The organism is Pseudomonas sp. SK3(2021), assembly GCF_016772375.1.
Classification (GTDB): domain Bacteria; phylum Pseudomonadota; class Gammaproteobacteria; order Pseudomonadales; family Pseudomonadaceae; genus Aquipseudomonas; species Aquipseudomonas chlororaphis_I.
Genome location: NZ_CP061943.1, coordinates 1,040,741 through 1,062,041, shown reverse-complemented (window position 1 = coordinate 1,062,041; position 21,301 = coordinate 1,040,741). Strand labels below are relative to the sequence as shown.

Below are 21,301 nucleotides of genomic sequence, written 5' to 3'. Positions count from 1 at the left end.
CATGCCTGCATCGCCTGCTTAAGATCGGCGCCAGAGAGCGAGCCGTCCAGCCCCCCTCGGTGAGACCGGATCCGCAGAGATCCGGCTCAAGGAATGTCTTTTGCTACTGCCCAGTATCGCCGCCTCGGCCACCTGCCGCTGCGGTGCCATGAGTAGCCCAAGACATCTTTGAGGTTAGCCGATGCAACTGGAAATATTCCGCACACTCTGGGGCTATAGCGCCAGCAAGGCCCAGGCACTCGACGAGCTGCTGGCCGCCGGCTTCGACGGTATGGAAGCCCGCCTGCCTTTGCAAGCTCGCGAACGCGGCGAATTCGGCACTTTCCTGCGGGACAACCGCCTCGGCTATATCTGCACCGTTTTCACCGCCTACGACGTCCTGCCCAAACAATCGGCCGGGCTCCAGGAACACCTGCTGGACCTGGACCGCAAACTGGCCTGGGCCGCCGAGCTGGCGCCGCGCTTCGTCAATGTCCTGGCCGGCAACGACCGCTGGCCCCTGGCACAGCAAGTCGAGTTCTTCGGCCAGGCCATGGAGCTGGCGCGCAAGCATGGCCAGTTCTGCAGCTTCGAGACTCACCGCGCCCGTTCGCTGTTCAACCCCTGGGTCACCCTGGAGCTGATCCGGCAATTGCCCGACCTGCGCTTCACCAGCGATATCAGCCACTGGATCGTCACCTGCGAACGCCTGCTGGACGATCCTTTCGATGACCTGGGCCCCTTCGTCGAGCGCGTTCACCACATCCAGGCCCGGGTCGGCTATGACCAGGGGCCGCAAGTCCCGCACCCCGCTGCCCCGGAATATGCCCGTGAACTGGCGTTCCACCAGCAACACTGGGAGGCCGTCTGGCACTCGCAAAAGGCCCGTGGCTACCCAGTCAGCACCCTGACCCCGGAGTTCGGCGCCGACGGCTACCTGCATCACCTGCCCTTCACCAACGTGCCGGTGGCCGACCTCTGGTCGCTGAACCAATGGATGGCCAGGACCGAGCGCGAACACTTCGACCGCTTCACCCATTCAACCCGCCCGTGAGGTTCTTGCGTCATGCCCGAGAAGATCGATAACACCCCGGCCAAGGCCAACTTCAAGCACATCCCGGTGGTGGACATCGCCGGCCTGTTCAGCATCGAGCTGGAGCACCGGCTGGCCGTCGCCGAACAGTTGGGAGCAGCCGCCAGCGAAGTGGGCTTTCTCTATATCACCAGCCATGGCATCGAGCCGCAGTTGATCGCCGGCCTGCGTCAGGCCGCCAGGGACTATTTCGCCCAGCCCCTGGACACCAAGATGCAGCACTACATCGGCACCTCGAAAAGCCACAAGGGTTTCGTCCCCGAAGGCGAGGAGGTGTACTCCAAGGGCAAGCCGGATCACAAGGAGGCCTTCGACATCGGCTTCGAAGTACCGGCCGACGATCCCCTGGTCCTGGCCAACACGCCGCTGCTGGGGCCGAATGAATGGCCGGTGCTGCCCGGTTTCAAAGAGGCGGTGCAAGCCTATTACGCGGCCGTCTTCGCCCTCGGCAGGCGCCTGTTCAGCGGGTTTGCCCTGGCCCTGGGCCTGGAGGAAAACTACTTCGACGCCCTGGTCACCCGCCCGCCTTCCAAGCTGCGCCTGATCCACTACCCGTTCGACGACGCGGCCCAGGATGCCCCCGGCATCGGCGCCCACACCGACTATGAATGCTTCACTATCCTGCTGGCCGACAAGCCGGGCCTGGAAGTGATGAACAACCTGGGCCAGTGGATCGACGCCCCCCCTATTGCCGACGCCTTCGTGGTGAACATCGGCGACATGCTGGAAGTGATGACCGCCGGAGCCTTTGTCGCCACCGCCCACCGGGTGCGCACGGTCAGCGAGGAGCGCTACTCGTTCCCGCTGTTCTACGCCTGCGACTTCCACACCCAGATCAAGCCTCTGCCGCAGTTCGCCAAGGCCTCGGACGACTACGAGCAGATCGCCATCGGCGAGCACATGTATGGCCAGGCCCTGCAGACCTATCGGTACCTGCGCAAACGCGTGGAGAACGGCGAGATCCGCTTGCCGGAAAAAGCCCGCAAGCCTTCGAGCTTCGGCCACCTGAAACATCAGTCGCAAGCGTCCTGACACCCCTTTGCCCTTTGCTTCCACCCCCGGAGAGACCCACGATGCTGAACAAAAACAACGTTGCTCGCCTGACCCTGCTCACCGCCGGCCTGTTGTGCGCCACCGCCGGCCTGGCCTCGACCGCGACCCCCGGCCAGCTGAAGATCGGCATGGAAATCACCTACCCGCCGTTCGAGTCCTATGACAGCGAGAAGAACGTGGTCGGCTCCGACCCGGAACTGGCCCATGCCCTGGCCAGGCACCTGAACGCCAAGGCCGAGTTCGTCGACACCAAGTTCCCCAGCCTGATCCTCGGCCTCAACGCCGGTCGCTACGATGCGATCATTTCCGGCATGTACATCACCCCGGAGCGGCAGACCCAGGCCATGACCATCGCCTATGCGAAAACCGGCGCGGCGATCATGGCCTCCAAGGACAGCGGCCTGAATCCGCAAACCCCTGAAGACCTGTGCGGCCTGAAAGTCGGCCTGGAACAGGGCACCACCTGGGTCGGCCAGTTGCAGAAGCTCTCCAGCGACTACTGCGTGCCGAACAACAAGGGCGCGATCAGCGTCAGCGAGTACCCCTCGGCTCCCGAAGTGACCCAGGCCCTGCTGTCGAAAAACATCCAGGCCCAGGTGGAAATCGCCGGCGCGGCGAAGATGATCGCCGAACGCACCAGGGGCCGGGTGGTGGTCACCAGCCAGCACCTGATCTATCAGCAGACCCTCGGCATCTTCGTCAAGAAAGGTAACGACGCCACCTACAAGGCGCTGCAGGAAGCCTTCGCCGAGAGCCGCAAGAACGGCGAGTACGCCGCGATTCTCGGCAAATACAACCTCGAGCCCGTGACTGACTGACAAGCCACTGCGGCGCACGGATGCGCCCGTGACCGGCCCCAGATCGAGCACACGGCGCCCGTCCTGATGCCTGCGATCCGAAGCCGCCTGAGGTGTTTATGCAATTCGACTGGTCCTACTTCTTCTCCCTGTTTTCCCTGCCCAGCTTCTGGCACGCCTGCGTCACCGTGGTCCAGCTCAGTGCCCTGGCCTGGTTCATCGGCATGCTGCTGGGCTTTCTCCTGGCGTCGGCCAAACTCTCCAGCGCCGCCTGGCTCAGAACCCCGGCAGCGCTGTACATCTGGTTCTTTCGCAGCATCCCGCTGCTGGTGCTGGTGGTCTTCGTCTACAACCTGCCCCAGCTGTTTCCAGCCACCGGCTCGGTGCTGTCCAACCCCTTCTACTCGGGGCTGCTCGCCCTGGTGGTGACCGAAGCGGCGTACATGGCGGAAATCCACCGCGGCGGGCTGATCTCGGTGGCCAAGGGGCAGAAGGAAGCCGGCCGCGCGCTGGGGATCGGCCTGGTCGGTCTGCAACGGCTGATCGTCATCCCCCAGGCCTTCCGTATTTCCCTGCCGACCCTGATCAACGAGTACATCACCGTGGTCAAGCTGACTTCGCTGATTTCGGTGATCTCCCTGACCGAACTGCTCACCATCGGCCAGCGCCTGTACGCGCAGAACTTCCTGGTGATGGAAACCCTGGCCGCGGTGGCGGTGTACTACGTGCTGATCGTCACCCTGTTCGCCTGGCTGCTGCAGCGCCTGGAACGCCACCTGGACCTGAACCTGCGCACGCCACAAACCCTGGACGACGCCGGCACCGAGCGGCTCCGGCAGCAGGCACAACCGCTGTACGCCCGCCCACGCCCACCAACGATGGCCGGCAGCGCCCCGGCCCTGCAACTGCAAAACATCCACAAGCGCTATGGCGATCATCAGGTGCTCAAGGGCGTCGACCTGAAGGTCGCCAGCGGCCAGGTGATTTCCATCATCGGTCCGTCCGGCTCGGGCAAGACCTCGCTGATCCGTACCATCAATGGCCTGGAGTGCATCGACCAGGGCGAGATCGTGCTGTTCGGCAACAGCTTCATCAGCGCCGGCGACCACCTCAACAGCCCGCAGGTGCGCGACGGCGTGCGGCACATCGGCATGGTCTTCCAGAACTTCAACCTGTTCCCCCACCGCTGCATCCTCGACAACATCTGCCTGGCGCCGCGTTACCACGGCAGCAGCAAGGCCTTGAGCGAGCAGCAGGCCTACGCCTTGCTGGACAAGGTCGGCCTGCTGGCCCACGCCCACAAGTACCCGCACCAGTTGTCCGGCGGTCAGCAGCAGCGCGTGGCGATTGCCCGGGCCCTGGCGATGGAGCCGCAGATCATGCTCTTCGACGAGCCGACCTCGGCCCTCGACCCCGAGCTGGTGGGCGATGTGTTGAATGTGATTCGCGACCTGGCCAGAGAAGGCATGACCCTGTTGATCGTCACCCACGAGATGGACTTCGCCCTGTCGATTTCCGATCGAGTGATCTTCATGGAGGGCGGCAATATCCAGCTGGACGCCAGCCCGCGGGCGATCCGTGAAGAGGTGGCGGGGGAACGGGTCAGGCGTTTCATGGGGCTCGAGCAGCCCAGCGCAATGGCACCGGCCGCGGCGCTCTGATCGAGAGCAGAGCGCCAGTGGCCCGGCGCTCACCCCAGGTCGAGCATCAACCCGCTCAGGCGCTTGACCTTGCGCCGCACCGCCTCTTCGAACACCCCGGCCCGCGGCTCGATCAGGCTGAACCAGTCCTTGGCCCGGGTGATCCCGGTGTAGATCAACTCCTTGGTCAGCACCGGGTTCAGCGCCTCGGGCAGGATCAGGGCGGTGTGGGCGAATTCCGAGCCCTGGGATTTGTGCACGGTCATGGCGTACACGGTTTCCACATCGTTGAGCCGGCTCGGCAACACGAAACGCACGCCACCCTGGCCGTCGTTGCGCGGGAAAGCCACCCGCAGCACCAGGCGCCCGTCTTGCGTGCCTTCATGCTCGGGCAGTTTCAAGGCGATGCCGATATCGCCGTTCATCAGCCCCAGGCCGTAATCGTTGCGGGTCATCAGCACCGGACGACCTTCGTACCACTGCTGGTCGCTTTCGATCAGCCGCGCCTTGAACAGGGCAGCGCTGATCCGCTGGTTCAAGCCCTCGACACCCCAAGGCCCCTTGCGCACCGCGCAGAGCAACTGGAACTGGTCGAAGGCCTGCAGCACATCGCGGGCCCAGGCGCTCCAGCGCGGGTCTTCCAGCACCGTATCGGCGGACGGGCGCTGGCCACGCAGCAGGCTCAGGTAATGCCGGTAACCCTGCGGCCCGTCACCGTGGCCCTCCAGCAACAAGCGCTCCAGGGCGCGATCCTGCTCGCCCTTGAGGCTCAAGCCATACAGGTCGGCGTGGCTGCGAGCGGCCAGCAGGCGGCGGGCTTCCTCGGCCTGCTGCTGGTTGACCCAGCGCGCCAGCTGGCCGATACCGCTGCCCTCGCCGAAACGCCGGGAGTGGCGCAGCATCACCACCTGTTGGGCCAGCGGGTGGGTGCCGGCGTTATCTTCCTGCAGGCCACTGTCCGCCAGCTGTTCGCCACTGACGGCCTCGAGCCAGTTGCGGGTTTGCGGGCTGTACCAGCCGGCCTCGGCATCGCGGCACAGATCGCCAAGCACCGCACCGGCCTCCACCGAGGCCAGTTGATCCTTGTCCCCGAGCAACACCAGGCGCGCGTGCACTGGCAGCGCATCGAGCAGGTTGGCCATCATCTCCAGGTCGATCATCGAGGCTTCGTCGACCACCAGCACATCCAGCGGCAAGCGGTTGCCCGCGTGATGGCGGAAGTGCCGGGTACCCGGACGATTGCCCAGCAGCCGGTGCACCGTGGTCACGTCGCTGGGGATCTTCTCGCGCACGCTATCGTCCACCGACAGGGAACGCACTTGCAGGCTGATGGATTCGGTCAGGCGCGCCGCCGCCTTGCCGGTGGGCGCCGCGAGGCGGATCCGCAAAGGCTTGCCGGCTTCGACAGCCGGCGCCTGGAGCAAGGCCAGCAGGCGCACCACGGTCGTGGTCTTACCGGTACCGGGCCCGCCGGTGATGATGCTGAAAGCGCCACGGGTGGCCAGCGCACAGGCGAGTTTCTGCCAGTCGACCGGCCCCGTCGCCTTGGCCGCCCCGAACAGGCCGCCCAGGCGCTCGGCCAAGTCCGCGGGGGTTTCCTCCTGCACCGCCAGGCGCTGGCGCAAGGCATTGTCGATGCGCCGCTCATAGGCCCAGTAGCGGCGCAGATACAGGCGTTTGCCCGACAACACCAAAGGTCGCTGGCGAGCCTGCTCGCTCTGGTCGGCCGCCAGCGCCACCAGTCGGCTGGCCGCCAGGGCCTTGCACCAGTGCGCCCCGTCCAGCGCCGCCAACACCTGTGACGGCAGTACCGCCGCCGTGCTTTGCAGGTCGCCTTCCGGCGGCAGGGACAGGGCGAAATCCGGCTCCTTGAGGGTTTCGAACAGGTCCAGGCAGACATGACCGTGGCCCAGTTGATGGCTGGTCAACGCCGCGGCCATCAGCACCAGCGGGTCGCCTTGCGGCTCCAGTTCCTGCAGAAAGCCTACGAAAGCCTTGTCCAGAGCGCGCAGCCAGCCGCGCTCGACCCAGCGGTCGAGCAATAGCAGCAGATCGGCAGCCCGTACCAGGGGCGCCAGGTCGGGTTGAGGTTGGGGTTCCAGCGGTGTCAGCAGATCCTCGATCACAGCAATACTCCCTGTTCCCATGCCGGCTCGGCCTTGGGCTGCTCGGGCTTGCCCTGGAACAAGCGGTCCAGGCGCTCGATCAGCTCACGGGGCGGCCGGGTGAAAAACACGCCACGGCTGGCCGAACCCGTGCCACGCAAGAACAGATACAGGGCACCGCCCATGTGCCGGTCGTAATCGTAGTCCGCCAGGCGCGCGCGCAACTGGCGATGCAGGGCCAGCAGGTACAGCACGTATTGCAGGTCGTAACGGTTGTCGAGAATCGATTGTTCCATGGCCTGCTCGGTATAGGCGGCGTCATCCACGCCCAGCCAGTTGGATTTGTAGTCGGCCACGTAATAGCGCCCTTCATGCTCGAAGGTCAGGTCGATAAAGCCCTTGAACATGCCGTTGAGCAGCACCGGTTCGGCGGTCACCCGCGGCACGCCTTGATGGGTGTACTGGCGCACCAGTTCGTCGAGCTTGAGCACGTCGACCTTGTGGCTGGCGAACCAGAATTCCATCTCGACCCGGTATTGGCTCAATTGCGCGAGCACCACCGGTGGCCGCCCTGCCCCAACGGGCAAAGGCAGTTGCAACAGGTGCCGCAACCAGTCGCTCAATGTGCGAATCCAGCCTTTCCAACCGCGGCGATTACAGCGCCGGCCGATGGCGTCCTCGATGGCCGCGGGGTCGGCGGCAAAGCCCTCGTCACCGGCCCACTCCAGCAGGCCGTGGAGGAAGGTCCCCGGGTTCGGCCCACGGGGGAACCGATGGATGTCCGCGCCGCTGGCCACGACTTCACGTGGGGCATCGGGATCCAGGCGTTCATCGTCGAAGAGTTTCTGCGCCTGCGGGCTTTCCGGCGCCTCGGTACTGCCGCCCCCCAGGTTGTCGCTGATGCGCAGGGCGCTATAGGAAGCGATCCACCAGTTTTCCGCGGCGCGCCGCTTGGGAGCCAGGGGCGCCAACAGGGTGGCGTCGTTGCGTGGCGGATGGAAACGGCTGTCGGTGGCGTTGGGCATTTCCCCGACACTCATGGCCTCGCAGCCTTGCTGCAGGTCTTGCAGCCAGCGCGCCAGGCCACTGGACTCGTTCAACAGCGCACCGCCGCCCAACAGATACCCCAAGGCCGAAAGGTGCAATACCGAGCTGTTGTGGTTGCCGCGCTTGAGGTCGGCGACCCCCAGCCAGCAGGCATGCTGGGCACGGGTCAGGGCCACGTAGAGCAGGCGCAGGTCCTCGGCCAGACGCTCGTCGTCGGCCTGGGCGATCAACTCCGGGGTCGGCCGCAGCGTCACCTGGGCCTTGCCCGATTCGTCGTGGTAATGCAACGGCAGGCGACTGCCATCCACCGGCTTGGCCGAACAGATGAACGGCAGGAACACCAGCGGATACTCCAGGCCCTTGGACTTGTGGATGGTCACCACCTTGACCAGTTGTTCGTCGCTTTCCAGACGCAGGATCTGTTCTTCGCCAGCCTGCCCGGACAAGGCCAGGTGCTCGGCCAGATGGCGGATCAGCGCTTGTTCGCCGTCCAGCTCGGCAGCCGCCTGCTGCAACAGTTCGGACAGGTGCAGCAGGTTGGTCAGTACCCGTTCGCCATCGCTGCGGGCGATCAAGGCCTGGGGCAACTGGAAGTCATGCAGCAGGCGCCGCAGCATCGGCAGCACGCCCTGGGTGCGCCAGATCAGGCGATAACCGCGGAACTGCATGACCCGGCTTTCCCAGGCCAATTCATCCTGGTTCAGACGCTCCAGCTCTACCAGCGGCAGGTTCAGGGTGATGGAGGCCAACGCCGCGCGCAGCGGGCGCTCGATATCCGGCTCGGCACAGGCCTTGAGCCAGGCCAGCAGGTCGTGGGCTTCCTGGGCGGCGAATACCGAGTCCTTGTCCGACAGGTACACGCTGCGCACCCCGCGGGCAGCCAGCTCACCGCGCACGGCCTGAGCCTCCTTGCCATCGCGGACCAGAATGGCGATGTCCGCCGGCAGCAGCCCCTTGAGGGGCCGGCCATCACGGTCGAAGCCCACGCTGGCCTGCTGCCCGCCGTTGAGCAAGGCGACAATTTCGCTGGCGCAGGCCGCCGCCAGTTGCTGCCGGTACAGCGCACCGGAAATGGCTTGCTCCGTGGGCAGGTACCAGATATTCAGCGCCGGCACCACCTGTCCTTCTCTTTGTAGCTGCTCTTTGCGCCCCTGGGATGCCACCGACAGGAACGGCACCGGGTTCTCTCCGTTTTTCTCCCGGAACAGGAACGCGCCGCGCCCTTGCTCACGGGATTCGGCACGCTCGAATACGTGGTTCACCGCCTTGACCATGGCGTGGCTGGAACGGAAGTTGGTGCCCAGGGTATGCAAGCGGCCGCTGGTGGCCTGGCGAGCGCGCAGGTAGGTGTAAATGTCCGCCCCGCGGAAAGCGTAGATCGCCTGCTTGGGGTCGCCGATCAGGAACAGGCCGGTCTCGGGGTTGTTGTCCTCGATGCGGTAGATGCTTTCGAAGATCCGGTACTGCACCGGGTCGGTGTCCTGGAATTCGTCGATCAGGGCTACCGGAAACTGCTCGCGAATCAGCGTCGCCAGCCGCTCGCCACCCTCGGCCTGCAACGCGGCGTCAAGGCGCAGCAGCATGTCGTCGAAGCCCATCTCGGCCCGCCGGCGCTTTTCCTCTTCGAAGCGCGCGCCGACCCAGCGCGCGGCGTGTTGCAACACCGCGGCGTCGGGACTCGGCAGGGCATCGAGCGCGGCCTTGAGCCCGGCCATGGCTTCCAGCCCGGGATGATCCGGCGCATCGCCCTTCCAGGCCTCGGCCATGCCTTCGGGGGTCAGGCGGCTGAAGCCGGTGCCGATATCCAGTTGCTCTATGGCCTCGTCTTCGGCCCAGGCGGTGATCTTTTCGAACCAGGGCTCGAAGTAACGCGCCTGCATCTTGCGGCCATCGACCGCCTTGCTGGCGACACCCTGCAAGCAGATCTCCCGCAGCTGCGCAGCCCATTGCTGCCAGGGTGCCTTGAGCTGCACCAGGGCGGCGCGGCGTTCCAAAAGACACGCTTCGATCAGTTGCGCCGGAGTCTGCTCCCGGTCCACTTCACGCTCGCTGCCAAACAGCGCACGCACCCTGGGCAGCAAGGCCGCCGGCCCGCCCCAGTTGGCCCGCACCCAATTCAGCGCATCGCCCTGCATCGGGTAGCAAAACAGGCGCCAATAGTCGCGCAGCACTTCGCCCAGCAGATCGCTGTGGTCGGTTTCCAGGGTCTGGGTAAACAGGCTGCCGCTGTCGAACGCGTGTTCGCGCAACATGCGCTGGCACCAACTGTGGATGGTCGAGACCGCGGCCTCATCCATCCATTGCGCGGCGATATCGAGGCGGCTGGCGCAACCCGGCCATTGCTCGGTGGCGAACTGATCGCGCAACTCGGCAATCAGCGCGTCGGGCGCGGTGGTTTCCTCGCGGAAGAAGCGCGCGGCTTCAGCCAGGCGGGTGCGGATCCGTTCGCGCAGTTCCTTGGTCGCCGCGTCGGTGAAGGTCACCACCAGAATCTGCGGTGGCAGCAACTCGCGACCGAACCCGGCCTGCTCGCCACCGTGCCCCAGCACCAGGCGCAGGTAGAGCGCCGAGATGGTAAAGGTCTTGCCAGTACCGGCGCTGGCTTCAATCAGTTGGCTGCCCCGTAGCGGAAACGCCAGGGCCAGAGGTGCTTGTCGGGTCATGCGTCGCCCTCCCCATTGACCGCGGAGCGCCAGGGCGCCTGCAACAGTGGGCGGTACAGCGCCTCAACCCAGCCGCTGAAGGTTTCATCGGCGATCAACGCGTTGTAGTCCGGGTACTGCCGCGCCAGGGCCGGGCTTTCCCGCCGCTCGCCATCAGTGGTCTGGCCATCTCCCTCATAAGCTTTGCGCGCCGCGGCTTCGGCCTTGCCCGGGTCACTCTGGCCCAGCCAGGCAAAAGCGGTTTTCACGGCTACCGGCAGCGGCTGGCACATGCCCGCCTGCCAGGCCAGCAACAGATCGCCCAGGCTTTGCAGCGCCGATTCGCGGTCCAGAGGTGGCAGCAATAAGGTGTCGTCGCTGGCTACCAGCGCGGTGGTCAAGGCATAGCCACTGGCACAGGCCACCAGGTGATTGACCCAGGACCGAATCAGGCGGTGCCATTTGCGGGTCTTGGGCGAACCGATGCTGTTAGGGATGGTGGTGACCGACAGCAGTCCACCATCGCTGCGTTGGTGCAAGCCACTCAACCAACCTTCGAGTTTCACCTCATTGAGTTCAAGGGCAATCGGCAACGCACTGGTAACGGGGGTTGGCCATAACTCCAGCAATTGCCGATAGCGCATCAGCAGATCCGGCAGCGGTTCGATCAGCTCTCGTTGCAGGCTCTCGCCAAAACCGGCCATGGGCAGCAAGCCGCTGGCCTGTAGCCGCTGCGCCTGGGCCTGCAAGGCCTGGTGCGGATCATCGGCACTGTTCAACGCCGCCTCCAGCAGACTGTCGCTCAGGCTGTAGCGTTGCAGCGCGTCGAGCACAAAAGGCTCTTCGTCGGCCAACGGCGCGTCGGCCGCCTCGAAGAACACCTTGAGGCGCTGGCTGAAGAAATGTCGCACCGGGTTACGCAGGAAGTCCTGCAACTGCCCCAGGCTCAGAGGCTCTTCCTGGACATAGGGCGCCAGAAGCTCGAGCACTTGAGGAGCCGCTTGGGCCTGGTGCAACAGCTGCCACTCACGGGCATAGCTGAACAGCCCATCGCCTTCATGGAAGTAGCGGGCGCTGAAAGGCTGCAACGGATGCTCCTGGGTCATGGCGTGGAGCAAGTCGTCCTGGTCATTCGCCAGCCTCCAGCCACTGGCCAGGTGATCGCGCAACTGGCCAATCAGCACCGAGGCCGGGCGTTCACTGTTGTCGCGAATGCTGCGACCGACCCAACTGACATACAGCTGATCCCGCGCCGAAAGCAGCGCCTCCAGCAACAGGTAACGGTCGTCTTCACGCCGCGAACGGTCACCGGGGCGGTAGTCGCTGCCCATCAGGTCGAAGTCCAGCGGCGGTTGTGCCCGCGGGTAGTCGCCGTCGTTCATCCCCAGCAGACATACCAGCTTGAATGGAATCGCACGCATCGGCATCAGCGTACAGAAGTTCACCGCACCCGCCAGGAAACGCTGGGACAAGCGCCCCTGATCCAGGCCGGCCAGCCAGGCCTCGCGGACTACGGTCAACGGTAGCTCATCGCACAGGCCGACCGATTCGCAGGTTTCCAGCCAGGTTTCGCGCAAGTCTTCGAGTTGGCTCAACAGGTAGTCGTCATGCTCGGTACTGGCCAGGAAGAACTGCTGTGTGAGTGCTTGCAGGCGCTCGCCCCACAGCGGCGGCGACGCAGGCAAGGTAAGGTTCTGATACGCCGTCTCCAGCGCATCGAGCAAAGCCACCAACGGCCCGATCAAGGCCGCATCCAGGCCACCGATTTCATCGTAAGGCTCGATCCCCTCGCAGGCATCGGAACGTCCCACGGCATACCCCAACAACATGCGGCGCAGACCGAAACGCCAGCTGTTCTGCTCCAGCTCCTCCGGCAACCCCAGGTCGGCTCGTTGTTCGGCGTTCATGCCCCAGCGGATGCCGGCGCCTTCGATCCAGCGATGCAGGGTTGGCAGATCCGCTTCGTCTACACCAAAGCGTGCACGTAATGCCGGGACATCCAGCAGGTCGAGGATTTCACTGACGGGGAAACGGCTGTCCGGCAGCTTGAGCAGATGCTCCACGGCAATCAGCAATGGATCGCGGCCACGTTGGCCCTGGTCTGTCAGGGTGAATGGAATGAAACGCCGATCGTCACGCTCCAGCTGACCGAAGACCGCGCGAATATGCGGCGCGTAGCTGTCGATGTCCGGGACCATCACGATCACATCTCGCGGACGTAATTCGGGGTCCTCGCTGAAGCGCGCGAGCAGTTGGTCGTGGAGAATTTCCACTTCGCGCTGGGCACTGTGGGCAATGTGAAAACGGATCGACTGGTCCTGCCGAAGATCGACCGCCGGCCATAACTGGCGGGTCTCCTCCAGCGGGCGCAATTCGAGAATATCGTCCTGCAACTGGTTCAGCAGGGTCTGCGGCTGACTCTCGCTGAACAGGTCGATACGGCCGTCGCGAAAGGCTGAACGATAGCTGTTGGGATCGTCGTAGCTGTCGAGCAGGTTGATGTAGTCTCGGCCCTGTTTACCCCAGGCGGCAAGCAGCGGATGGGCATGCTGATGCAGGGTCTGTGGGTCGAGCACCACCGGCATTCCCACCTTGCGCGCCTGACGCTTGTATTGATGGCGCAGCAGATCCTTGTCGGCAACGATATCCGCCCAATGGTGACGACAGGGGTTGTGCACACACAGCAGGACCTGGCTGAAGCGGGCCAATCCAGCCAGGGCTTCAAGGGCTTGTGCCGGCAGGGAGGAAATCCCGAAAACGATCACTCGCGAGGGCAACCCTTGTGGTGCCGTTTCCAGGTTGAGAATACGTTCGATGAAACGTTGATGAACACCGGCACGACTCTGCGCCATGCCTGCCTCTCCCACATCCAGCAACAATGCGCGCCACAGTTCGGCCTGCCAGCAGTTGGCGGGGGTCAGGGCCTTGGGCTCGCCTCGAGCACTGCGCAGTTGGTGACGTCCTGCGGCCCAGTCTTCCAACCAATCGGCGCGATAGACCTGATATTGGTCGAACAGGTCAGCCAGGCGCTCGGCCAATTGATAACGCTTGCGCAGATCCGTGTCGTGAGTGAGGAAGCGTCGCAGTGGTTCGAAGTGCGGCTGGTCGATCAACTCGGGCAAGAGTCGCATCAGGCGCCAGGTCAGCGGCGCTTTATCCAGCAGGGATTTGGGCGGGATTTCATCGCGTCCCAGCACCATGCGATAGAGTTGCCACATGAAACTGCCGGGGAGCTGTACATCAATGGCAGCCGCGATGCCGCAGCCGCCCATGTCGTCTTCCTCCGGATCCTCAGCCAGTGCCAGCTTCAGCCATTGGGCAATGCCGTTGCTCTGGACCAGGGCGATCTCATTCTCCAGCGGCGCCAAGGGGTAACGCCGCATCCAGCTGACCACCAGGCTGCGCAACTCGTCCAGGCGGTTACCGTGAACCACCATAAAACCAGCGCTGAGGGACGTGGGGTCCGGCATAAGGGCTTCCTTGGAAAATGCAAAAGCTAGGGCCGAACCTTAGCACTGTCACGCAGCGGTGACAGCTGAGAGGACCAACATGAGTGTTGCGGGGGATGAGGCATTTTTTGTCGCACAAAAACAAAACCCCAACTGCTCTCGCAATTGGGGTTTCGGAATTTAATCTTGACGATGACCTACTCTCACATGGGGAAACCCCACACTACCATCGGCGATGCATCGTTTCACTTCTGAGTTCGGGATGGGATCAGGTGGTTCCAATGCTCTATGGTCGTCAAGAAATTCGGTGTGCCAACTCGTCTTTCGACGCTTCGGCAAATTGGGTATGTAATAGCTTTATGGTGCTGTTGTGAGTCGTGCAAACTTTCGGTTCGTTTCGTCTTCACACACCGCAATCCGCTGTTTAAGCAAATTGCTTGGGTGTTATATGGTCAAGCCTCACGGGCAATTAGTATTGGTTAGCTCAACGCCTCACAGCGCTTACACACCCAACCTATCAACGTCGTAGTCTTCGACGGCCCTTTAGGGAACTCAAGGTTCCAGTGAGATCTCATCTTGAGGCAAGTTTCCCGCTTAGATGCTTTCAGCGGTTATCTTTTCCGAACATAGCTACCCGGCAATGCCACTGGCGTGACAACCGGAACACCAGAGGTTCGTCCACTCCGGTCCTCTCGTACTAGGAGCAGCCCCTCTCAAATCTCAAACGTCCACGGCAGATAGGGACCGAACTGTCTCACGACGTTCTAAACCCAGCTCGCGTACCACTTTAAATGGCGAACAGCCATACCCTTGGGACCGGCTTCAGCCCCAGGATGTGATGAGCCGACATCGAGGTGCCAAACACCGCCGTCGATATGAACTCTTGGGCGGTATCAGCCTGTTATCCCCGGAGTACCTTTTATCCGTTGAGCGATGGCCCTTCCATACAGAACCACCGGATCACTAAGACCTACTTTCGTACCTGCTCGACGTGTCTGTCTCGCAGTCAAGCGCGCTTTTGCCTTTATACTCTACGACCGATTTCCGACCGGTCTGAGCGCACCTTCGTACTCCTCCGTTACTCTTTAGGAGGAGACCGCCCCAGTCAAACTACCCACCATACACTGTCCTCGATCCGGATGACGGACCTGAGTTAGAACCTCAAAGTTGCCAGGGTGGTATTTCAAGGATGGCTCCACGCGAACTGGCGTCCACGCTTCAAAGCCTCCCACCTATCCTACACAAGCAAATTCAAAGTCCAGTGCAAAGCTATAGTAAAGGTTCACGGGGTCTTTCCGTCTAGCCGCGGATACACTGCATCTTCACAGCGATTTCAATTTCACTGAGTCTCGGGTGGAGACAGCGCCGCCATCGTTACGCCATTCGTGCAGGTCGGAACTTACCCGACAAGGAATTTCGCTACCTTAGGACCGTTATAGTTACGGCCGCCGTTTACCGGGGCTTCGATCAAGAGCTTCGCGTTAGCTAACCCCATCAATTAACCTTCCGGCACCGGGCAGGCGTCACACCCTATACGTCCACTTTCGTGTTTGCAGAGTGCTGTGTTTTTAATAAACAGTCGCAGCGGCCTGGTATCTTCGACCGGCATGGGCTTACGGAGCAAGTCCTTCACCCTCACCGGCGCACCTTCTCCCGAAGTTACGGTGCCATTTTGCCTAGTTCCTTCACCCGAGTTCTCTCAAGCGCCTTGGTATTCTCTACCCAACCACCTGTGTCGGTTTGGGGTACGGTTCCTAGTTATCTGAAGCTTAGAAGCTTTTCTTGGAAGCATGGCATCAACCACTTCGTCACCTGAAAGGTAACTCGTCATCAGCTCTCGGCCTTGGAACCCCGGATTTACCTAAGATTCCAGCCTACCACCTTAAACTTGGACAACCAACGCCAAGCTGGCCTAGCCTTCTCCGTCCCTCCATCGCAATAACTAGAAGTACAGGAATATTAACCTGTTTTCCATCGACTACGCTTTTCAGCCTCGCCTTAGGGACCGACTAACCCTGCGTCGATTAACGTTGCGCAGGAAACCTTGGTCTTTCGGCGTGGGTGTTTTTCACACCCATTGTCGTTACTCATGTCAGCATTCGCACTTCTGATACCTCCAGCAAGCTTCTCAACTCACCTTCACAGGCTTACAGAACGCTCCTCTACCGCATCACTTACGTGATACCCGTAGCTTCGGTGTATGGTTTGAGCCCCGTTACATCTTCCGCGCAGGCCGACTCGACTAGTGAGCTATTACGCTTTCTTTAAAGGGTGGCTGCTTCTAAGCCAACCTCCTAGCTGTCTAAGCCTTCCCACATCGTTTCCCACTTAACCATAACTTTGGGACCTTAGCTGACGGTCTGGGTTGTTTCCCTTTTCACGACGGACGTTAGCACCCGCCGTGTGTCTCCCATGCTCGGCACTTGTAGGTATTCGGAGTTTGCATCGGTTTGGTAAGTCGGGATGACCCCCTAGCCGAAACAGTGCTCTACCCCCTACAGTGATACATGAGGCGCTACCTAAATAGCTTTCGAGGAGAACCAGCTATCTCCGAGCTTGATTAGCCTTTCACTCCGATCCACAGGTCATCCGCTAACTTTTCAACGGTAGTCGGTTCGGTCCTCCAGTCAGTGTTACCTAACCTTCAACCTGCCCATGGATAGATCGCCCGGTTTCGGGTCTATACCCAGCGACTAAACGCCCTATTAAGACTCGCTTTCGCTACGCCTCCCCTATTCGGTTAAGCTCGCCACTGAATATAAGTCGCTGACCCATTATACAAAAGGTACGCAGTCACAGAACAAAGTCTGCTCCCACTGCTTGTACGCATACGGTTTCAGGATCTATTTCACTCCCCTCTCCGGGGTTCTTTTCGCCTTTCCCTCACGGTACTAGTTCACTATCGGTCAGTCAGTAGTATTTAGCCTTGGAGGATGGTCCCCCCATATTCAGACAAAGTTTCTCGTGCTCCGTCCTACTCGATTTCATGACTAAGAGACTTTCGCGTACAGGGCTATCACCCACTATGGCCGCACTTTCCAGAGCGTTCCGCTAATCTCAAAGCCACTTAAGGGCTAGTCCCCGTTCGCTCGCCACTACTAAGGGAATCTCGGTTGATTTCTTTTCCTCAGGGTACTTAGATGTTTCAGTTCCCCTGGTTCGCTTCTTGCACCTATGTATTCAGTACAAGATAACCATCTTATGATGGCTGGGTTCCCCCATTCAGACATCTCCGGATCAAAGTCTGTTTGCCGACTCCCCGAAGCTTTTCGCAGGCTACCACGTCTTTCATCGCCTCTGACTGCCAAGGCATCCACCGTATGCGCTTCTTCACTTGACCATATAACCCCAAGCAATCTGGTTATACTGTGAAGACGACATTCGCCGAAAATTCGCGATTAAACTCACAAATTTTACCTTAGCCTGAATAAACACCAGTGAAAGTGCCATTCAGTCTATCTTTCTATCACATACCCAAATTTTTAAAGAACGATTCTGATAAAGATCAGAAATCAACATTCATCGCCTATCAGCGGAATGCTCATTTCTAAGCTTTAAACGATGGACACCAATCTGTAATGGTGGAGCCAAGCGGGATCGAACCGCTGACCTCCTGCGTGCAAGGCAGGCGCTCTCCCAGCTGAGCTATGGCCCCGTATCGCTACAGGGTGCACCAGTAATTGGTGGGTCTGGGCAGATTCGAACTGCCGACCTCACCCTTATCAGGGGTGCGCTCTAACCAACTGAGCTACAGACCCAATCGTCTTCTTCAATGAATCAAGCAATTCGTGTGGGAGCTTATGAAGCAGCTGATGTCGTCGATTAAGGAGGTGATCCAGCCGCAGGTTCCCCTACGGCTACCTTGTTACGACTTCACCCCAGTCATGAATCACACCGTGGTAACCGTCCTCCCGAAGGTTAGACTAGCTACTTCTGGTGCAACCCACTCCCATGGTGTGACGGGCGGTGTGTACAAGGCCCGGGAACGTATTCACCGCGACATTCTGATTCGCGATTACTAGCGATTCCGACTTCACGCAGTCGAGTTGCAGACTGCGATCCGGACTACGATCGGTTTTGTGGGATTAGCTCCACCTCGCGGCTTGGCAACCCTCTGTACCGACCATTGTAGCACGTGTGTAGCCCAGGCCGTAAGGGCCATGATGACTTGACGTCATCCCCACCTTCCTCCGGTTTGTCACCGGCAGTCTCCTTAGAGTGCCCACCATAACGTGCTGGTAACTAAGGACAAGGGTTGCGCTCGTTACGGGACTTAACCCAACATCTCACGACACGAGCTGACGACAGCCATGCAGCACCTGTCTCAATGCTCCCGAAGGCACCAATCCATCTCTGGAAAGTTCATTGGATGTCAAGGCCTGGTAAGGTTCTTCGCGTTGCTTCGAATTAAACCACATGCTCCACCGCTTGTGCGGGCCCCCGTCAATTCATTTGAGTTTTAACCTTGCGGCCGTACTCCCCAGGCGGTCAACTTAATGCGTTAGCTGCGCCACTAAGAGCTCAAGGCTCCCAACGGCTAGTTGACATCGTTTACGGCGTGGACTACCAGGGTATCTAATCCTGTTTGCTCCCCACGCTTTCGCACCTCAGTGTCAGTATCAGTCCAGGTGGTCGCCTTCGCCACTGGTGTTCCTTCCTATATCTACGCATTTCACCGCTACACAGGAAATTCCACCACCCTCTACCATACTCTAGCTCGCCAGTTTTGGATGCAGTTCCCAGGTTGAGCCCGGGGATTTCACATCCAACTTAACGAACCACCTACGCGCGCTTTACGCCCAGTAATTCCGATTAACGCTTGCACCCTCTGTATTACCGCGGCTGCTGGCACAGAGTTAGCCGGTGCTTATTCTGTCGGTAACGTCAAAATACTCACGTATTAGGTAAGTACCCTTCCTCCCAACTTAAAGTGCTTTACAATCCGAAGACCTTCTTCACACACGCGGCATGGCTGGATCAGGCTTTCGCCCATTGTCCAATATTCCCCACTGCTGCCTCCCGTAGGAGTCTGGACCGTGTCTCAGTTCCAGTGTGACTGATCATCCTCTCAGACCAGTTACGGATCGTCGCCTTGGTGAGCCATTACCTCACCAACTAGCTAATCCGACCTAGGCTCATCTGATAGCGCAAGGCCCGAAGGTCCCCTGCTTTCTCCCGTAGGACGTATGCGGTATTAGCGTCCGTTTCCGGACGTTATCCCCCACTACCAGGCAGATTCCTAGGCATTACTCACCCGTCCGCCGCTCTCAAGAGGTGCAAGCACCTCTCTACCGCTCGACTTGCATGTGTTAGGCCTGCCGCCAGCGTTCAATCTGAGCCATGATCAAACTCTTCAGTTCAAACATCTTTGGGTTTTGAGAAAACCCTAAACTTGGCTCAGCAATCGTTGGTTACATCTTTGATTTCTCGCGGAGCAACTTGTGATGCTGATAATCTTTCTGACTATCAGTCTGACTCCACAAGCACCCACACGAATTGCTTGATTCAGTTGTTAAAGAGCGGTTGGTTAAGTCTTTCGTCTCAACCGAGGCGCGCATTCTACAGCAGCCTCTGCATCTGTCAAGCGGTTATTTTAAGAAGTTTTCAAAGTTTCCTTTGCAACTTCAACCACTTGCGCTTCCGATCTCTCGTCAGCGGGAGGCGAATTCTACAGCGTTACACGCTGCTGTCAACACCTCTTTTTCTCCGCTTTCGACCGAGAAGATCGAATCGTCAATTCGGCGAAAACACGCTGCCAAACCGACTCCTTCGGACTTCGATGAACTGAAGCGTGCCGCTGCCGAAAATCTCGTAACTCATTGAATCTCAAGGAGTTTTACGTTTCGACTGCGCCGGAAGTGGGGCGAATTATAGACTTCCAGAATCTGCCGTCAACCCTTATTTTCACAAATCTGTCATGTCGATCAAAAACGCCCTTAACTTAAAAAGCAAAGGCCGCCCACAAGGGGGCGGCCTTTAATGCCCTTCTACTAATTACAAGCTAGGGAAGGCGAACTGCGATGCCTCATGACTGGCACGCTGCGGCCAACGCTGAGTGATCGCCTTGCGACGGGTATAGAAACGCACACCGTCCGGACCGTAGGCATGCAGGTCGCCAAACAGCGAACGCTTCCAGCCGCCAAAGCTGTGGTAAGCCACCGGCACTGGCAGCGGTACGTTGACACCCACCATCCCGACTTCGATCTCGTCACAGAACAGACGCGCCGCTTCACCGTCACGGGTAAAGATGCAGGTGCCGTTGCCGTACTCGTGATCGTTGATCAGTTGCATGGCTTCTTCCAGGCTGTTCACCCGCACGACACACAGCACCGGCCCGAAGATCTCTTCTTTATAGATGCGCATTTTCGGGGTGACGTTATCGAACAGGCAGCCACCAAGGAAGAAGCCTTCTTCATGCCCTGGCACGCTCAGGCCACGGCCGTCGACCACCAGCTTCGCGCCCGCCTTCACGCCATCCTCGACATAACCGCTGACCTTGTCCCGCGCCTGTCCTGTGACCAACGGCCCCATGTCCAGACCACAGGATGTGCCGGCGCCGATTTTCAGCGCCTTGATCTGCGGAACCAGCTTGGCTACCAACGCATCAGCCACCTGGTCGCCGACACACACGGCGACCGAGATCGCCATGCAGCGCTCGCCGCAGGAACCATAGGCCGCGCCCATCAGGGCACTGACCGCGTTATCCAGGTCGGCATCCGGCATCAGCACGGCGTGGTTCTTCGCACCGCCCAGCGCCTGCACGCGTTTACCGCGCTTGGTGCCTTCGGCATAGATGTATTCGGCAATCGGCGTCGAACCGACGAAGCTCAGTGCCTTGACTTCCGGCGCTTCGATCAGCGCATCCACCGCAGCCTTGTCGCCGTGCACCACACTGAGCACGCCTTTCGGCAGACCGGCTTCCAGCAGCAGCTGGGCGATCAGCAGGGTCGAGCTTGGGTCACGTTCGGATGGCTTGAGGATGAAGCAGTTGCCGCAGACGATCGCCAACGGATACATCCACAGAGGCACCATCGCCGGGAAGTTGAACGGGGTGATGCCGGCAACCACGCCCAGCGGCTGGAAGTCGGACCAGGCATCGATGTTCGGGCCGACGTTGCGGCTGTACTCGCCCTTGAGGATTTCCGGAGCGGCACAGGCGTACTCGACGTTTTCGATACCGCGCTTGAGTTCACCGGCGGCGTCCTCCAGGGTCTTGCCATGCTCTTCGCTGATCAACTGGGCGATGCGCGCTTCGTTCTGCTCCAGCAGTTGCTTGAAGCGGAACATCACCTGGGCACGCTTGGCCGGCGGCGTATTGCGCCAGGCCGGGAAGGCTGCCTTGGCGGCATCGATGGCACTCTGGATGGTTTCACGGCTGGCCAGCGGCAGCTTGTGGATCGCCTGACCGGTGGACGGGTTGAACACATCGACCGAGCGACCACTTTCGGTCACCAGCTCACCATTGATCAAATGCGGGATAACGCTCATCGGGAACT

8 protein-coding genes, 2 tRNA genes and 3 rRNA genes are annotated in these 21,301 nt (G+C 60.7%); 4 read left to right on the top strand and 9 right to left on the bottom strand.

Going from position 1 to position 21,301, the window contains the following annotated elements:
- The first annotated feature begins 181 nt into the window (after nucleotides 1–181).
- The 4 genes from IF690_RS04685 (at nucleotide 182) to IF690_RS04670 (ending at nucleotide 4,583) form a co-directional block, all read left to right on the top strand.
- Entirely contained in the window at nucleotides 182–1,033 is an 852-nt protein-coding gene (locus tag IF690_RS04685; protein WP_202699026.1) for a sugar phosphate isomerase/epimerase family protein, read from the top strand.
- A gap of 12 nt (nucleotides 1,034–1,045) precedes the next feature.
- Nucleotides 1,046–2,104, top strand: a complete 1,059-nt coding sequence (locus tag IF690_RS04680) for an isopenicillin N synthase family dioxygenase (protein WP_202699025.1) — start codon at nucleotides 1,046–1,048, stop codon at nucleotides 2,102–2,104.
- Nucleotides 2,105–2,145: 41 nt separating this feature from the next.
- On the top strand, nucleotides 2,146–2,943 hold the full coding sequence (locus IF690_RS04675) for an ABC transporter substrate-binding protein (protein ID WP_202699024.1): 798 nt from the start codon (nucleotides 2,146–2,148) through the stop codon (nucleotides 2,941–2,943).
- Between the two features lie 98 nt (nucleotides 2,944–3,041).
- Complete coding sequence (locus IF690_RS04670; RefSeq protein WP_202699023.1) at nucleotides 3,042–4,583, top strand: amino acid ABC transporter permease/ATP-binding protein; 1,542 nt, start codon at nucleotides 3,042–3,044, stop codon at nucleotides 4,581–4,583.
- Between the two features lie 29 nt (nucleotides 4,584–4,612).
- On the opposite strand, the gene recD is transcribed toward IF690_RS04670, so the two are convergent.
- From recD to IF690_RS04625, 9 genes are all read right to left on the bottom strand, one after another.
- On the bottom strand, nucleotides 4,613–6,709 hold the full coding sequence (recD, locus tag IF690_RS04665) for an exodeoxyribonuclease V subunit alpha (RefSeq protein WP_502710162.1): 2,097 nt from the start codon (nucleotides 6,707–6,709) through the stop codon (nucleotides 4,613–4,615).
- On the bottom strand, nucleotides 6,685–10,377 hold the full coding sequence (gene recB / locus IF690_RS04660) for an exodeoxyribonuclease V subunit beta (protein WP_202699021.1): 3,693 nt from the start codon (nucleotides 10,375–10,377) through the stop codon (nucleotides 6,685–6,687). Before recB ends, recD begins: the two co-directional genes overlap by 25 nt.
- Complete coding sequence (recC, locus tag IF690_RS04655) at nucleotides 10,374–13,826, bottom strand: exodeoxyribonuclease V subunit gamma (protein ID WP_202699020.1); 3,453 nt, start codon at nucleotides 13,824–13,826, stop codon at nucleotides 10,374–10,376. The genes recB and recC overlap by 4 nt, the downstream gene beginning before the upstream one ends.
- 163 nt (nucleotides 13,827–13,989) lie before the next feature.
- Nucleotides 13,990–14,105: ribosomal RNA gene (rrf, locus tag IF690_RS04650) — 5S ribosomal RNA — on the bottom strand.
- A 148-nt stretch (nucleotides 14,106–14,253) separates the two neighbouring features.
- Nucleotides 14,254–17,145, bottom strand: a 23S ribosomal RNA gene (locus IF690_RS04645).
- Between the two features lie 239 nt (nucleotides 17,146–17,384).
- A tRNA-Ala gene (locus tag IF690_RS04640) sits at nucleotides 17,385–17,460 on the bottom strand.
- Between the two features lie 26 nt (nucleotides 17,461–17,486).
- A tRNA-Ile gene (locus tag IF690_RS04635) sits at nucleotides 17,487–17,563 on the bottom strand.
- Nucleotides 17,564–17,628: 65 nt separating this feature from the next.
- A 16S ribosomal RNA gene (locus IF690_RS04630) occupies nucleotides 17,629–19,165 on the bottom strand.
- The 16S, 23S and 5S rRNA genes sit together here with 2 tRNA genes alongside, the layout of an rRNA operon.
- Nucleotides 19,166–19,799: 634 nt before the next feature.
- A complete protein-coding gene (locus tag IF690_RS04625; protein ID WP_202699019.1) occupies nucleotides 19,800–21,293 on the bottom strand; it encodes a CoA-acylating methylmalonate-semialdehyde dehydrogenase in 1,494 nt (497 codons plus the stop codon).
- Between the last annotated feature and the right edge of the window lie 8 nt (nucleotides 21,294–21,301).

Coding starts and splice junctions, on each gene's coding strand:
- IF690_RS04625 (WP_202699019.1), bottom strand. CDS start 21,293: ATGAGCGTTATCCCGCATTTGATCAATGGTGAGCTGGTGACCGAAAGT.
- recC (WP_202699020.1), bottom strand. CDS start 13,826: ATGCCGGACCCCACGTCCCTCAGCGCTGGTTTTATGGTGGTTCACGGT.
- IF690_RS04680 (WP_202699025.1), top strand. CDS start 1,046: ATGCCCGAGAAGATCGATAACACCCCGGCCAAGGCCAACTTCAAGCAC.
- IF690_RS04670 (WP_202699023.1), top strand. CDS start 3,042: ATGCAATTCGACTGGTCCTACTTCTTCTCCCTGTTTTCCCTGCCCAGC.
- recB (WP_202699021.1), bottom strand. CDS start 10,377: ATGACCCGACAAGCACCTCTGGCCCTGGCGTTTCCGCTACGGGGCAGC.
- IF690_RS04675 (WP_202699024.1), top strand. CDS start 2,146: ATGCTGAACAAAAACAACGTTGCTCGCCTGACCCTGCTCACCGCCGGC.
- recD (WP_502710162.1), bottom strand. CDS start 6,709: ATGGGAACAGGGAGTATTGCTGTGATCGAGGATCTGCTGACACCGCTG.
- IF690_RS04685 (WP_202699026.1), top strand. CDS start 182: ATGCAACTGGAAATATTCCGCACACTCTGGGGCTATAGCGCCAGCAAG.